General features: G+C 73.1%; 14 protein-coding genes and 1 pseudogene. 7 read left to right on the top strand and 8 right to left on the bottom strand.

The window, feature by feature from the left end:
- Positions 1–330: pseudogene (locus ABWI04_RS29080) on the top strand (hypothetical protein); the annotation flags it as partial.
- Positions 311–952 (top strand): acyl-CoA-like ligand-binding transcription factor, encoded by a 642-nt coding sequence (locus ABWI04_RS29085; protein ID WP_345176949.1) that lies wholly within the window; start codon positions 311–313, stop codon positions 950–952. The pseudogene ABWI04_RS29080 and the gene ABWI04_RS29085, both read left to right, overlap by 20 nt.
- Before the next feature lie 21 nt (positions 953–973).
- Here ABWI04_RS29085 and ABWI04_RS29090 read toward each other — a convergent pair whose 3' ends face one another.
- From ABWI04_RS29090 to ABWI04_RS29105, 4 genes are all read right to left on the bottom strand, one after another.
- The gene (locus ABWI04_RS29090; protein WP_345176946.1) at positions 974–2,146 is read right to left on the bottom strand and encodes a C40 family peptidase; all 1,173 of its coding nucleotides are present in this window, start codon (positions 2,144–2,146) and stop codon (positions 974–976) included.
- Positions 2,147–2,356: 210 nt separating this feature from the next.
- Positions 2,357–4,342, bottom strand: a complete 1,986-nt coding sequence (locus tag ABWI04_RS29095; protein ID WP_345176945.1) for a thioredoxin domain-containing protein — start codon at positions 4,340–4,342, stop codon at positions 2,357–2,359.
- A 31-nt stretch (positions 4,343–4,373) separates the two neighbouring features.
- Positions 4,374–5,747 carry a dihydrolipoyl dehydrogenase family protein gene (locus tag ABWI04_RS29100; protein ID WP_353834455.1) on the bottom strand — a complete coding sequence of 458 codons (1,374 nt, stop codon included), beginning with the start codon at positions 5,745–5,747 and terminating at the stop codon, positions 4,374–4,376.
- Between the two features lie 24 nt (positions 5,748–5,771).
- Positions 5,772–6,707: a ribonuclease Z gene (locus ABWI04_RS29105; protein WP_345176941.1), complete on the bottom strand. Its 936-nt coding sequence runs from the start codon at positions 6,705–6,707 to the stop codon at positions 5,772–5,774.
- Positions 6,708–6,786: 79 nt separating this feature from the next.
- On the opposite strand from ABWI04_RS29105, the gene ABWI04_RS29110 reads away from it, so the two are divergent.
- Positions 6,787–7,263 carry a pyridoxamine 5'-phosphate oxidase family protein gene (locus tag ABWI04_RS29110; RefSeq protein WP_345176939.1) on the top strand — a complete coding sequence of 159 codons (477 nt, stop codon included), beginning with the start codon at positions 6,787–6,789 and terminating at the stop codon, positions 7,261–7,263.
- Between the two features lie 11 nt (positions 7,264–7,274).
- Here ABWI04_RS29110 and ABWI04_RS29115 read toward each other — a convergent pair whose 3' ends face one another.
- Genes ABWI04_RS29115 through mca form a run of 3 tightly spaced genes read right to left on the bottom strand, consistent with a single transcriptional unit; the run spans position 7,275 to position 9,009 of the window.
- Positions 7,275–7,838 (bottom strand): tetratricopeptide repeat protein, encoded by a 564-nt coding sequence (locus ABWI04_RS29115; protein WP_345176938.1) that lies wholly within the window; start codon positions 7,836–7,838, stop codon positions 7,275–7,277.
- 50 nt (positions 7,839–7,888) lie between these two features.
- A complete protein-coding gene (locus ABWI04_RS29120; protein ID WP_345176935.1) occupies positions 7,889–8,146 on the bottom strand; it encodes a hypothetical protein in 258 nt (85 codons plus the stop codon).
- Positions 8,146–9,009, bottom strand: a complete 864-nt coding sequence (gene mca / locus ABWI04_RS29125; protein ID WP_345177229.1) for a mycothiol conjugate amidase Mca — start codon at positions 9,007–9,009, stop codon at positions 8,146–8,148. The genes ABWI04_RS29120 and mca overlap by 1 nt, the downstream gene beginning before the upstream one ends.
- Before the next feature lie 201 nt (positions 9,010–9,210).
- Between mca and ABWI04_RS29130 the strand changes: the two genes are divergently transcribed.
- Both ABWI04_RS29130 and greA read left to right on the top strand, forming a co-directional pair.
- On the top strand, positions 9,211–9,594 hold the full coding sequence (locus ABWI04_RS29130; RefSeq protein WP_353834456.1) for a DUF4307 domain-containing protein: 384 nt from the start codon (positions 9,211–9,213) through the stop codon (positions 9,592–9,594).
- A 195-nt stretch (positions 9,595–9,789) separates the two neighbouring features.
- Positions 9,790–10,290, top strand: coding sequence for a transcription elongation factor GreA (gene greA, locus ABWI04_RS29135; protein ID WP_179843970.1), 501 nt, complete (start codon positions 9,790–9,792; stop codon positions 10,288–10,290).
- A 73-nt stretch (positions 10,291–10,363) separates the two neighbouring features.
- On the opposite strand, the gene ABWI04_RS29140 is transcribed toward greA, so the two are convergent.
- Positions 10,364–10,870 carry an Lrp/AsnC family transcriptional regulator gene (locus ABWI04_RS29140; protein WP_345176931.1) on the bottom strand — a complete coding sequence of 169 codons (507 nt, stop codon included), beginning with the start codon at positions 10,868–10,870 and terminating at the stop codon, positions 10,364–10,366.
- A 128-nt stretch (positions 10,871–10,998) separates the two neighbouring features.
- Here ABWI04_RS29140 and hppD point away from each other — a divergent pair, with 128 nt between their 5' ends.
- Positions 10,999–12,090, top strand: coding sequence for a 4-hydroxyphenylpyruvate dioxygenase (gene hppD, locus ABWI04_RS29145; RefSeq protein WP_345176929.1), 1,092 nt, complete (start codon positions 10,999–11,001; stop codon positions 12,088–12,090).
- Positions 12,091–12,223: 133 nt separating this feature from the next.
- Positions 12,224–13,018, top strand: a complete 795-nt coding sequence (locus ABWI04_RS29150) for an RDD family protein (protein ID WP_353834457.1) — start codon at positions 12,224–12,226, stop codon at positions 13,016–13,018.
- Positions 13,019–13,088: the final 70 nt, after the last annotated feature.

Raw genomic sequence — 13,088 nt, forward strand, 5'->3', positions numbered from 1 at the left:
ACTCTGGGGGTCTCGGCCCGCGGCTGGCTGGGGTGGGCGCGCGCCAGGGCCCGGGGGCCCCCGGGCGGACGGCGGCCGGCGGGGGGGGGCGCGGCGCGCGACTCCATCGGCGGCGCCGTCGCCGTCGCCGGACGGCTGGGCGACGCCGGCCTGCTCGCCTCGGCCCGCGGCGCCTACGTCCACGGCATGGACGCGGTGTTCGCCGCGTGCGCCGCCGCCGCGGTCGCGGCCGCCCTGCTCCTGTTCTTCTTCCAGCCCGGCCGGGCCCGGGCGGATGCGGCCCCCTCCGCCGATGCACGAGAATCGGGGCATGAGCACGCCGTCCCGTGAGCACGCCGTCGACCGGCTGGAGGACCGGCTCTCCCGGATGCCGCTGCGGGAGCGCAAGAAGCTGCGGACCCGCCGGGCGATCCAGGACCACGCCCTCCGCCTGTTCGGCGAGCGGGGCTACGACGAGACGACCGTGGAGCAGATCGCGGCGGCGGCCGAGATCTCGCCGAGCACGTTCTTCCGCTACTTCCCCACCAAGGAGGACGTGGTCGTCACCGACGAGTACGACCCGATCATGGCGGAGGTCATGCGGGGCCAGCCGGCCGGGCTGTCCCCCATCGAGGCGCTGCGCGCCACGCTCCGCGAGATGCTCCCCGTGATGTACGAGACCGACCTGGACGTGGTCAACGCCCGGCTGCGGCTCACCGCCCAGGTCCCGGCGCTGCGCGCCCGCACGTTCGAGGCGCTGCGCGAGGGCACGTTCGCCATGCTGACCGACGTCGTCGGCCACCGGACCGGGCGGCGCCCCGACGACCCGGACGTGCAGACGTTCTCCTGGGCCGTCCTCGGCGTGCTCCAGGCGGCCATGTACCAGTGGATGGAAGGGCGCGCGACGACCGAGGAGCTTCCCGGGCTCGTCGACCGCAACCTGGAGTTCCTGGCCCGCGGCTGCCCGCTGTGACCGGCGCCCGCGACGGGCGGGTCAGCGCGCCAGCGCGGCGGCCCTCTTCGGGCTGACGCGGACGGCGCCGCGCATGTTGCGGGTGTAGACGTTCTGGATCTGCACCACCGTGCCCGTCCGCGGGGCCGCCAGCATCTTGCCCTGGCCCAGGTAGAGGGCGATGTGCGAGATGTAGCCGGGCGCGGTCGGGTCGTTGGCCCAGATGAGCATGTCGCCCGGCTCGGCCTTGCTGTAGGGGACGACCCAGCCGGCGCGGGCCTGGTCGGCGGCGACGCGCGGGAGCCGGATGCCCGCCCTGGCGAACGCGTACTGCATCAGGCCGGAGCAGTCGTACCCGCCCTCGGCCTCGGACTCGCCGCCCCACACGTACGGCCAGCCGAGCCGGGTGTAGGCCGCCTTGATCACCGTCCGGACCTGGCCGGCCGTCATGACCTGGCCGTCGGCGGCCGGCACGTTCCCGGACTTCGGGAAGTCGATCTCCGGGTTGACCGCGACGGCCTTGGCGCCCTTCGGCAGCGCCTTGCGCAGCTTCGTGATGAACGCCTTCGGCGCCGTCTTCGGGACGCTGACCAGCATCGCGTTGCCGGTCGGCAGTCCGAGGGCCTGCGCGGTGGCGTGCGAGACGACCGCGTCGACGTCGCTGACGCCCATCGTCGCGTACGCGCCCACCCGCAGTTGCGACTGGTGCTGCTTGCCGCCGACGGGCACCTGACTGCCGAGCTCGACCCCGCCGTCGCTGCCCATCGTGAAGGAGATGGCGACGTCGCCGGAGGCGACGTTGCGCCAGAGCGCGTCCGACTTGGCGGTCGGCTTCGGCGTGTAGTTGCGGAACGTGGACGGATTGACGCCCATCAGCCCCACGCGCTTGCCCGCGACCATGCCCTGCACGGCGTCGACGACCTCGACGCCCTTCACGCCCTTGGCGCCGCGGACCTTCTGGACGAAGTCGGCCGGAAGGGTGGTCGGCGCCGCCACCAGGACGTGCGGGACGAGCCGCTTGCCGAGCGGCGCGACCGCCGTGGGCGACAGGCCGGTGCTGCCGGACGCGGCCACGAAGCGGGCGCGCTGCTCGCCGCGCGGCGGGTCCGCCGCGCCGTCGTCGCGCGCGACGAGGACGGCGGTGTTGGCGGCGAGCGTCGTCAGCACGGAGACGCCGATGATCGTCGGTAGCACCCGGCGGTTCGGCTTTCCCACTGCCACGCTCCCTCGATGGTCGCCCTGCGCCGGCTCCTGACCGTGCACCGGACACGACTATGACCCAGAAGGTCGGCCATCGTCCAGATACCCGGGGGGCCTGATGACACCCTCGGCCGCTCCACCCCGTTGGGTCAGGAACGCCCCAGTTACTCAGTAGTAACAGCCCGGGCAGCTGAGATCAAGGTCACGTTGCCATAAAGTGGACCCTCAGTCCAATTGCCCACGCAGTTCGCGGTTCAGCTCGGCCTGGGTCGTCACGGGCAGCCGGCAGACGAACCCCCGGCAGACGTACGCCGCGGGCTCCCCGTCCACCAGGCCCCGCCCCTCCAGGAGAGGCACGCCCTCGGCGCCCGGCGGGCCGGCGCTGACCACCGCGCCCGGGGCGACCGCCATGAGGGCCGTCCGGTGCAGCGCGCGGGTGCGCGCGTCGTCGGGATCGCCGATCACCGCGATCTCGACCGGACCGGTGGCGAGGGCCTCGGCCACGGCGAGCCCCCAGCCCGCGAACCGCGCGTGCTTGTCCGCCAGCGCCCCGGCGGGCGCCAGCGCGTCCTGCGCCGCCTGCCGGTGCCAGTCCGACCCGGTCAGCGCGGCGAACGACAGCAGCGCCCCCGCCGCCGCGAACTGCCCCGACGGCGTCGCGTTGTCGGTCGGGTCCTGCGGGCGCCGGAACAGGCGCTCGGCGTCGTCGGCCGTGTCGTAGAAGCCGCCGGACCCGTCGGCGAACCGTTCGAGGACGGTGTTCAGCAGCTCACCGGCCAGCCGCACGTGGCGCGGGTCGCCGGTGACGGCGTGCAGGGCGAGCAGGCCCTCGGCCACGTCGCCGTAGTCCTCCAGGACGCCGGTGTTCGCGCCCGCCGTCCCGTCCTTGGACGTGCGCGCCAGCCGGCCGTCCCGCAGATGGACCTCCACCAGCAGGCGCGCGACCTCCTCGGCCGCCCGGACCAGGTCCGGCCGATCGAACAGCGCGCCGCACTCCGCCAGCGCCGCGACGGCGAGCCCGTTCCACGCCGCCACCACCTTGTCGTCCCGCGCCGGCGGGATCCGCCGCGCGCGGGCCGTGAGCAGCGCGGTGCGCACGCGCTCGTACCGCTCGACGTCCTCGGGATCGCTCAGAAGCTGGAGGACGGAGGTGCCGTGCTCGAACGTCCCCGTCACCTCGAACAGGGTCTCCGCGAACGCGCCGTCCTCGTCGCCGAGGACCTCCCGCAGCTGCTCGGGCGTCCACACGTAGTACCTGCCCTCGACGCCCTCGCTGTCGGCGTCCAGCGCCGAGGCGAGTCCGCCCTGGTCCGTGCGCAGGTCGCGCAGCATCCAGTCGCAGGTCTCCAGCGCGACCCGCCGCGCGAAGGGCGTCCCCGTCAGCCGCCACCAGTGCGCGTAGACGCGGGCCAGCAGAGCGTTGTCGTAGAGCATCTTCTCGAAGTGCGGCACGATCCACCGCTCGTCCACCGAGTACCGCGCGAACCCGCCGCCGAGCTGGTCGTACATCCCGCCGCGGGCCATCGCCTCCAGCGTGCGGGACGCCATCGCCAGCGACTCGTCGTCGCCCGTGCGCGCGTGGTGGCGCAGCAGGAACTCCAGCGCCATCGACGGCGGGAACTTCGGGGCGCCGCCGAACCCGCCGCGCACCGCGTCGTAGGAGCCCGCGAGCACCTTCACCGCATGCGCGAGCACCCCGTCGCCGGGCGCCTCCGTCCCGGCGAGGCCCGAACCGCGCGAGGTCAGCGCCTCCACGACCTGCTGGCCCTGCTGGGCGACGTCGTCGCGCTGCTCCGTCCACGCCTTGTGGACGGCCTGGAGCAGCGCCCGGAACTGCGCCCGCGGGAAGTACGTCCCGCAGTAGAACGGATGCCCCTCCGGGGTCATGAACACCGTCATCGGCCAGCCGCCCTGGCCCGTCATGGCCTGCGTCGCCTCCATGTAGACGGCGTCGATGTCCGGGCGCTCCTCCCGGTCGACCTTGATGTTCACGAACAGCTCGTTCATCGCCCGCGCCGTCTCGCCGTCCTCGAAGGACTCGTGCGCCATGACGTGGCACCAGTGGCAGGCGGCGTATCCGACGGAGAGCAGGACGGGGACGTCGCGCCGCCGCGCCTCGGCGAACGCCTCCCCGGTCCACTCCCACCACTCCACCGGATTGCCGGCGTGCTGGAGCAGGTACGGGCTGGTCGCGTCCTTGAGCCGGTTCATGCCCCCGATCCTGCCCGATCCGGCCGCCGCCTCACTCCCCCCGCGCCTGCGCGGCGAGATCGGCGAGGGCGGACTCGACGGTGCGGTGGAAGGTGGGATACGCGTAGATCATCTCGCGGAGGGAGGCGGTGGGGGTCTCGGTGTGGACGGCGAGGGCCAGGAGGCCGAGCACCTCCCCGCCCGACGGCCCCGCGGCGGTGGCGCCGACCAGGGTGCCCCACTCGACGTCCTCGACCAGCTTGACGAAGCCGTCGTTGCCGGCCTTGTGGATCCAGCCGCGGGTCGACTCGGCGAGCGGCACGACGGCCGTGCGGACCGGAAGGTTCTGGTCGCGGGCCTGGGCCTCGGTGAGGCCGACGGACGCGATCTCAGGGTCGGTGAAGGTGACGCGCGGCACGGCGCGGTAGGCGGCGGGCGGCCCCTCCTCCCTGAGGACGTCCCGGACCGCCACGGCCGCCTGGTACATCGAGACGTGCGTGAACGCGCCCATGCCGGTGATGTCGCCGATCGCCCACACGCCGTCGGCCGCGCGCATGTGGCCGTCCACGGCGATCCGGCGGGCGTTCTCGTCCAGGCCGACGGCGCCGAGGCCGAGCCCCCGGAGGTTGGGGCGGCGCCCGGTCGCGACGAGGAGGCGGTCGGCGATGAGCGTCTCGCCGCCGAGGTGCATCGTGAACTCGGACCCGTCGTGGGTGACGCGGGTGACGTCCACGCCGGTGCGCACGCCGATGCCCTCGCGTTCGAAGACCTCGCGCAGCAGAGCGCCCGACTCCGGCTCGTCGTTGACGAGGAGGCGGTCGGCCGCCTCGACGACCGTGACGCGGCAGTCGAAGCGGGAGAAGACCTGGGCCGTCTCGACGCCGACCACGCCGCCGCCGAGGACCAGCAGCGACTCGGGGACCTCCGTCGCCTGGACGGCCTCACGGTTCGTCCAGTACGGCGTGCCGGCGAGGCCGTCGACGGGCGGGGCCGTGGGCGAGGTTCCGGTGTTGAGCACGATGCCGCGCCGGGCGGCGAAGACCTGGTCGCCCACGGTCACCTCGCGGGGGCCGGTGATGCGGCCCTGGCCGCGCACCAGCCGCACGCCCTTGCCGGTGAGGCGGTCGGCGGCGGCCGTGTCGTCCCACCCGTGGGTCGCCTCGTCGCGGATCCGGGCGGCCACCGGCCCCCAGTCGGGCCGGACGGACGCCTCGCCCGCCATGCCGGGGACGCGCCCGGCCTCGGCGACCAGCCCGGCGGCGCGCACCATCATCTTGGTGGGGACGCAGGCGTAGAAGGGGCACTCCCCTCCGACCAGCCGCGACTCGACGCCGACGACCGACAGGCCCGCCTCGGCGAGCCTGCCCGCCGCGTCCTCGCCCCCGGGGCCGAGACCGATCACCACGACATCGACTTCGTCAGCCATGCCCTGGTCCTGCCCACCTTCCCGTCAGGTCAGACGGCGCGGTGGCAGCGGGATCCGGTCCAGATCGTGGACGAGGGTGATGTCGCCGCCGAACGCGGCGGACGCCTCGTCCGTGAAGCGGTGCTCGTCGGCGGCGGGGTAGCGCTCGGAGAAGTGGGTCAGGACGAGCCGCCCCACGCCCGCCTCCGCCGCCACCGCGCCCGCCTGGGCGGCGGTGAGGTGCCCGTACTCGGCGGCCAGGGCCGCGTCCTCGCCCAGGAAGGTGGACTCGATGACGAGCATGTCCACCCCGGCGGCCAGCTCGCGGACGCCGTCGCAGAGCCGGGTGTCCATGACGAACGCGACCTTCTGCCCGGGCCTGGTCACGCTGCACTCGGCCAGCGCGACCGTCCGGCCGGCGGGCGTGGTGACGCGGCCCTCCTCCTGGAGGCGGCGGATCAGCGGCCCCCTGACGCCGCGCGCGGCGAGCTCGTCCGGCAGCATCGTCACGCCGTCGGGCTCCTCCAGCCGGTACCCGTACGCCTCGACGGGGTGGGACAGCCGCCGTGCGACCAGGCTGAACGGGGCGTCGCCGGTGTCGAGTTCCGTCCGCTCGCCGGACACCGGCCGCTCGCGGATGACGTCGGTGTCGCGGAACGCGGCCGCGTGCCGCAGCCGCTCCCAGTAGGGCCTGCCGCTCGCCGGGAACGCCGCGTTCACCGGGTGCGCGACGCCGTCGCGGGCGATGCGCTGGACGATCCCCGGCACCCCGAGGCAGTGGTCGCCGTGGAAGTGCGTCACGCAGATCCAGGTCACGTCATTCGCGGAGAGCCCGGCGTGCGTCATCTGCCGCTGCGTGCCCTCCCCAGGGTCGAACAGGACGCCGTGCCCGTCCCAGCGCAGCAGGTAGCCGTTGTGGTTGCGGGACCGGGTGGGCACCGCGCTGGCGGAGCCGAGGACGGTGAGATCGCGAACGGACATGCACCCATGGTGCCGGTCGAAGGGCCGGGCAAGCGCTTGGTTATTCTGTGCGCGATGCAGACGACCCGAGGAGGGCCCGTTGGCCGGGAGCAAGCGCGACAAGATCAAGATGACGCCCGAGGAGGTGGCCGCCTACCTGGCCGCCAACTTCAAGGTGCAGGTCGCGACCGTCGGCAAGGACGGCGAGCCCCACCTGGTGACGATGTTCTACACGCTGTACGAGGGCAGGATCGCCTTCACCACGTACAAGTCCTCGCAGAAAGTGATCAACCTGCGCCGCAACCCGGTCATGACGTGCCTGGTCGAGGACGGCGTGGAGTACAACGAGCTGCGCGGCGTCGCCCTCTACGGGCGGGGCCTGGTCGTCGAGGACCCCGAGCCGCGGTCCAAGGTCGGCATGGTCGTCGGCTCCCGGATGGCGGGGCTGCCCGTCCCGGCGATGGGCGAGCCGGTCGACCCGGTCATCGCCGAGGGCATCGAGCAGGCGCTGGCCAAGCGGGTCCTCATCGTCATGGAGCCCGACCGGGTCGTGAGCTGGGACCACCGCAAGGTGTAGGCCCGGGCGGATCAGGTCGGGCGGATCAGCTCCGCGGCGCGGTCGAGGGCGGCGCGCTCGGCCGCGTCGTCGCCGCGCAGGCGGGCGGCGTCGGCGATGTGGACGAACATCGCGGCCTGCCCGCGGACCGCGTCCAGCCTGCGCAGGATCTCCAGGGCCTGGCCGAAGAAGTTCAGGGCCGCGACGGGACGGTTCGCGCGCAGGTAGGCCTCGCCGAGGCTCTCCAGCGCGCGGGCACGGGCGTGCTCGTCCGGCTCCGGCAGGGCGGCGAACTCGTCCGGCAGCGGGCCGAGCAGCCCGATCGCGCGGTCGAGGTCGCCGCCGCCGATCAGCGCCCGGGCGAGGTCGTGGCGCGCCGCCAGCACCGCGTGGAGGTCGCCGCCCCGCTCGGCGCGGCGCAGGGCCTCCTCCAGCGTCTCGGCGGCCTCCGCCCAGCGTTCCCCCTCCAGCAGGGCCAGGCCCTCGGCCTCCACCTCCCCCTCGCCGGAGGCCGTTCCGGCGAGATGGCGGTCGAGGGCGCGGCGCAGCTCCGCGGACGGGAGGTCGCGGTAGGAGTCATCGGGGTTCGCGCGCACGTCGAAGATCCTCCCCGGAGGAGGCGGCGCCCAACCGGCGCCGGGGCGGGTCAGGCGTCGTCGTCGGAGGCCTTGGCCGCCGTGCCGGCCCTCGCCGCCTTGGCCGCCTCCGCGCGCTCCCACTCCTGCTGCCTCAGGTCGGCCTCGCGGGGCGCCTGGATCTTCTTCATCTGCTTGCCCATCGACCGGATCAGCAGGACCGTCGCGGCCAGCAGGAGCAGGAACACCACGAAGCCGAGCATGCCGGGGCTGACCGTGTCGTCGTTCAGCGGCATGGCGTTCAGCGGCAGGGCGTGGACGGCAGCCATCACAGACACACCTTCTCCCGGATGCCGGCGAACAGGTCGTCCTCCGGCAGTTCCGTGTCGACCAGGGACCTGGCCAAATGGTAGTCCTCGGTCGGCCATGCCTCGCGCTGGACGTCCAGCGGGACGACGAACCAGAACCCGTTCGGGTCGATCTGGGTGGCGTGGGCGAGCAGGGCCTGGTCACGGGTCTCGAAGTGGTCGGCGCAGGGCACCCGCGTGGTGACCTCCCACCGGGCGCGCTCCTCGCCCTCCTCCTCGAAGCGCTTCAGCCAGTCGCCGTAGGGCGACTCGAGGCCGGCCTTCTCCATGGCGGCGTGCAGGGTGAGGATGCGGTCCTTGCTGAAGGTCATGTGGTAGTAGAGCTTCAGCGGCTGCCAGGGGTCGCCCGTGCCCGGGTAGCGCTCCGGGTCGCCCGCGGCCTCGAACGCCTCCACCGACACCTCGTGGCACTTCACGTGGTCGGGGTGGGGGTAGCCGCCCTTCTCGTCGTAGGTGAGCATCACGTGCGGGCGGAACTCGCGGACCGCGCGCACCAGCGGCTCGGCGGCGGTCTCCAGCGGCTCCAGCGCGAAGCAGCCCTCCGGCAGCGGCGGCAGCGGGTCGCCCTCGGGGAAGCCGGAGTCGACGAACCCGAGCCAGCGCTGGTCGACGCCGAGGATCTCGCGGGCCCGCGCCATCTCCGCCTCGCGGACCTTGCCGATGTCGGCCTTGACCTCGGGGCGGTCCATCGCGGGGTTCAGGATGTCGCCGCGCTCGCCGCCGGTGCAGGTGACGACGAGTACCTCGACGCCGTCGGCCACGTAGCGCGCCATCGTGGCCGCGCCCTTGCTGGACTCGTCGTCGGGGTGCGCGTGCACCGCCATGAGACGCAGGGGCTCGTCGCCGCCGCACGGCCGTTCGAGCGCCGCGCCGTCGAAGACGCCGGACGTACCGTCGATGACCTCGGACACTTGGGGGTCTCCCTCTCCGGACTGTTGAGCGGCCCCCGGTTCGAGGCACGCGCCATGACAGACGAGAATGAATTGTCCCTGACAACACCGAAACCCCGCACGAGGATTCCCGCCATGACGACGAGCGTGTCGAAACCAGCGGCTCCGGCCGAGTCCCGGCGGAGCCGCCTCGGCCTGGCCGCCGTCGGCCTCCTCGCGGCGGTGATGGCGGCCGGCTTCGGCATCCTCGCGGCGCACACGGGGCAGACGCCGGGGATCGTCCCGCAGACCGTCACCTACGACATCACCGACACGTCGGTCGAGATCAACTACACGGTGGCCAAGGGGAAGGACGACGACGTGCGCTGCACGGTGGACGCCTACGACACCGACTTCGCGGTGCTCGCGCAGAAGGAGGTGTCCGTCCCGCCCGGGACGTCCAGTGTGAAGGGGGCCGAGACGCTGCGGACGCCGCGGCGGGCCACCGGGGCCAGGATCCGCGACTGCCGCAAGGTCTGACCCTGCCGCCACCGGCCGACCGATACGCCCGGTGAGTGACGGAACACGGTTTGGCGGATTGCGGACGCCGTGTTCAGGGAACCTTTACCCGCACACACCGGATAGGCTAGAGGTTTCACCCAGCCGCACTTCATGTCGATGTGACGCCCGCCCGCGGGGGCGGGTGAGATCGCACCATGTGGATGAGGAGTACCCGTGACCGAGACCCGCGCTGACAACGTCACCTGGCTCACCCAGGAGGCGTACGACCGGCTCAAGGCTGAGCTGGACCACCTGTCGGGCCCGGGCCGCATCGAGATCGCTCAGAAGATCGAGGCGGCGCGGGAGGAGGGCGACCTGCGCGAGAACGGCGGCTACCACGCGGCCAAGGAGGAGCAGGGCAAGATCGAGGGCCGGATCCTCCAGCTCCAGGGCATCCTGGAGAACGCCCGCGTCGGCGAGGCCCCCCGCACGGAGGGCGTCGTCGGGCCCGGCATGACCGTCACGGTCTCGTTCGAGGGCGACGACGAGGAGGTGACCTTCCTGCTCGCCTCCCGCGAGGAGGTCGGCGCCCCCATCGACGTCTACTCCCCGAAGTCGCCGCTCGGTGCCGCCATCGACGGCAAGAAGGTCGGCGAGAAGGCCACCTACAACCTCCCCAACGGCCGATCGATGACCGTGGAGGTCCTCGACGCCACCCCCTACGGCGGCGCGTAGCCGCCGTCCCTCGACACTGCGGAGGTGAAGACCGCCGGGCGGATGCCGCCCGGCGGTCGTTGCTTGTTCGCCCCTATCCGGGCGCGCGTCCGCGGGGCGCCTCCGCCCGGGCGGGGCCGGAGACCGCGCGGACGAGGGGCAGGGTGCGGTACGGGATCTGGGTGGCGAGGGAGATCACCGAGGAGGCGCGCTCCACGCCGGCGACGTCCACGATCACGTCGATGACGCGCTGGAGGTCGGTGTTGCTGCGGGCGACGATGCGGCACAGCATGTCGCCGGGGCCGGTGATGGTGTGGGCCTCGATCACCTCGGGCACCTGGGCGAGCCGGGCCGCCACCGGGTCGTGGCCGCCCGCCTGCCGCAACTGCAGCGTCACGAAGGCCGTCACCCCGTAGCCGAGCGCGGCCGGGTCGATCTCCGGGCCGTGGCCGGCGATGACGCCGTCGCGCGCGAGCCGGTCCAGCCGCGCCTGCACGGTGCCGCGCGCCACCCCGAGCCGCCGGGACGCCTCCAGGACGCCGACCCTGGGCTCGGCCGCGAACAGCTCGATCAGCCGGCCGTCCAGTTCGTCGATCGGCACGGCACCCTCCTGTGGTCGTGGTCACCCTGCACAGAGCGACCGGTCAGATCACGTTTGTACTGTACAGATTGACCAGTGATTCCGCCCGCTCTTGCGCACCTTGCAGGCGTATGTCGAGATTAGGTGGCATGGATGAGTTTCCGGTCAAGGGTATGGACGCCGTCGTCTTCGCCGTCGGCAACGCCAAACAGGCCGCCCACTACTACTCGACCGCGTTCGGGATGCGCAGGGTCGCCTACCGGGGCCCGGAGAACGGCAGCCCGGACGAGGCGGTGCACGTGCTGGAGTCGGGCGGCGCCCGGTTCGTGTTCCGCGGCCCGGTGAAGGCGGGCACCGAGATCGGGCGGCACATCGCCGAGCACGGCGACGGCGTGGTGGACCTCGCGATCGAGGTGCCCGACGTCGAGCACGCCTACCGGCACGCGCTCGCGAAGGGCGCCACCGGGCTGGAGGAGCCGCACGTCCTGGAGGACCGGTTCGGGAAGGTGACGGTCGCGGCGATCGCCACCTACGGCGAGACCCGGCACACGCTGGTCGACCGCTCCAACTACACCGGCCCCTACCTGCCGGGGTTCGAGCCCGCCGAGCCCGTCGTGGAGCCCGTGGGCAAGCGGTTCTTCCAGGCGATCGACCACTGCGTCGGCAACGTCGAGCGCATGGACGAGTGGGCCGACTTCTACCACCGCGTCATGGGCTTCACCGACATGGCGGAGTTCGTCGGCGACGACATCGCGACCGAGTACTCGGCGCTGATGTCCAAGGTCGTCGCGGACGGCACCCGCAAGGTGAAGTTCCCCCTGAACGAGCCCGCGGAGAGCAAGCGCAAGTCGCAGATCGACGAGTACCTGGAGTTCTACGGCGGGCCGGGCGTCCAGCACATCGCGCTCGCCACGGGCGACATCCTGGCGTCGGTCGACCGGATGCGCGCCGCGGGCGTGGAGTTCCTGGAGAGCCCCGACTCCTACTACGAGGACCCGGAGCTGCGCGAGCGCATCGGCCAGGTGCGGGTGCCGATCGAGGAGCTGCAGAAGCGCCGGATCCTCGTCGACCGGGACGAGGACGGCTACCTGCTGCAGATCTTCACCAAGCCCGTCCAGGACCGCCCGACGGTGTTCTTCGAGCTGATCGAGCGGCACGGCTCGCTCGGCTTCGGCAAGGGCAACTTCAAGGCGCTGTTCGAGGCGATCGAGCGGGAGCAGGAGCGCCGCGGCAACCTGTGACCCCGCGGCGCCGCGGCGAGCCTCGACGCCGCGGCGCCCGGACTCGGGGGACCGGCCCCGGACGCGCCCGCGTCCGGGGGCGGTCGCCGCCCGGGCGACCGCGCGCCGCCCGCACCCGGCACACTGTGGGGCCATGAGCGAACCACCCCAGGACACCCCGAAGCCGGACAGCGGCTGGCAACCTCCTGACCGGCCGCAGGGCGAGGCCCCCGCCACCCCCGAACGCCCGCCGCCCTACCAGGGCTCGTACGGCGGGCCTCCGGCCCAGGCCGTCCCCGGGGCGGGGTACGGCCACCCCGGGGCCCCGCCGCCGCAGGCGCCGCCCGCCCCGGGCTACGGCCCTCCCGGCTACCACCACCCCGGCCCGCAGGGCCCGCAGGACATGACCGCCGGACGGCTCCTGCGGCTCGGCGCGGGAATCCTCGACAGCTTCGTCATCGGCTTCGCGGCGACGCCGGCCGTCCTGTTCTCCATCCGCTGGGACCGGGTGCGGGACATGGCCGAGTCCGGCGAGACGATGACGAACCCGCTGGACCTCTACAACATCCCGCGCCTGCTCACCGGGTACGCGATCGCGTTCCTGCTGGGCTTCGCGTACTTCACCGTCCTGCACGCCCGGTGGGGGCAGACGCTCGGCAAGAAGGCGTTCGGCATCCGGCTGGTGCGAGCCTCCGACCTGTCGGCGGTGAGCTGGGGGCAGGCGCTCGGCAGGCAGGCGTTCGTCTACGCCATCAGCATCACGACGGGGGCGCTGAACCTCCTCACGCCCGTCGCGGGGATCCTCGGCCTCGTCGGCCTGCTCGACAACGCCTGGATCCTGTGGGACGAACGGCGCCAGGCGGTGCACGACAAGGTGGCCGGGACGGTGGTGGTGAAGGCGACGCCGTGGACGCCGAACCCCTACGCCCGCGAGCGGGACCCGTCCTGATCCCGGCCCGGCAAGGGCCGGCCACGCGGGGGTAAACATTCCGGCTCCACCCGGGCGCGGCAGGGTTGGC

Source organism: Actinomadura sp. NPDC000929 (genome assembly GCF_040492065.1).
Lineage (GTDB): Bacteria > Actinomycetota > Actinomycetes > Streptosporangiales > Streptosporangiaceae > Spirillospora > Spirillospora verrucosospora.

Coding starts and splice junctions, on each gene's coding strand:
- ABWI04_RS29120 (WP_345176935.1), bottom strand. CDS start 8,146: ATGGCTGCCGTCCACGCCCTGCCGCTGAACGCCATGCCGCTGAACGAC.
- ABWI04_RS29100 (WP_353834455.1), bottom strand. CDS start 5,747: ATGGCTGACGAAGTCGATGTCGTGGTGATCGGTCTCGGCCCCGGGGGC.
- hppD (WP_345176929.1), top strand. CDS start 10,999: ATGGATGAGTTTCCGGTCAAGGGTATGGACGCCGTCGTCTTCGCCGTC.
- ABWI04_RS29085 (WP_345176949.1), top strand. CDS start 311: ATGAGCACGCCGTCCCGTGAGCACGCCGTCGACCGGCTGGAGGACCGG.
- ABWI04_RS29095 (WP_345176945.1), bottom strand. CDS start 4,342: ATGAACCGGCTCAAGGACGCGACCAGCCCGTACCTGCTCCAGCACGCC.
- ABWI04_RS29150 (WP_353834457.1), top strand. CDS start 12,224: ATGAGCGAACCACCCCAGGACACCCCGAAGCCGGACAGCGGCTGGCAA.
- mca (WP_345177229.1), bottom strand. CDS start 9,009: ATGGCGGTGCACGCGCACCCCGACGACGAGTCCAGCAAGGGCGCGGCC.
- ABWI04_RS29105 (WP_345176941.1), bottom strand. CDS start 6,707: ATGTCCGTTCGCGATCTCACCGTCCTCGGCTCCGCCAGCGCGGTGCCC.
- ABWI04_RS29130 (WP_353834456.1), top strand. CDS start 9,211: ATGACGACGAGCGTGTCGAAACCAGCGGCTCCGGCCGAGTCCCGGCGG.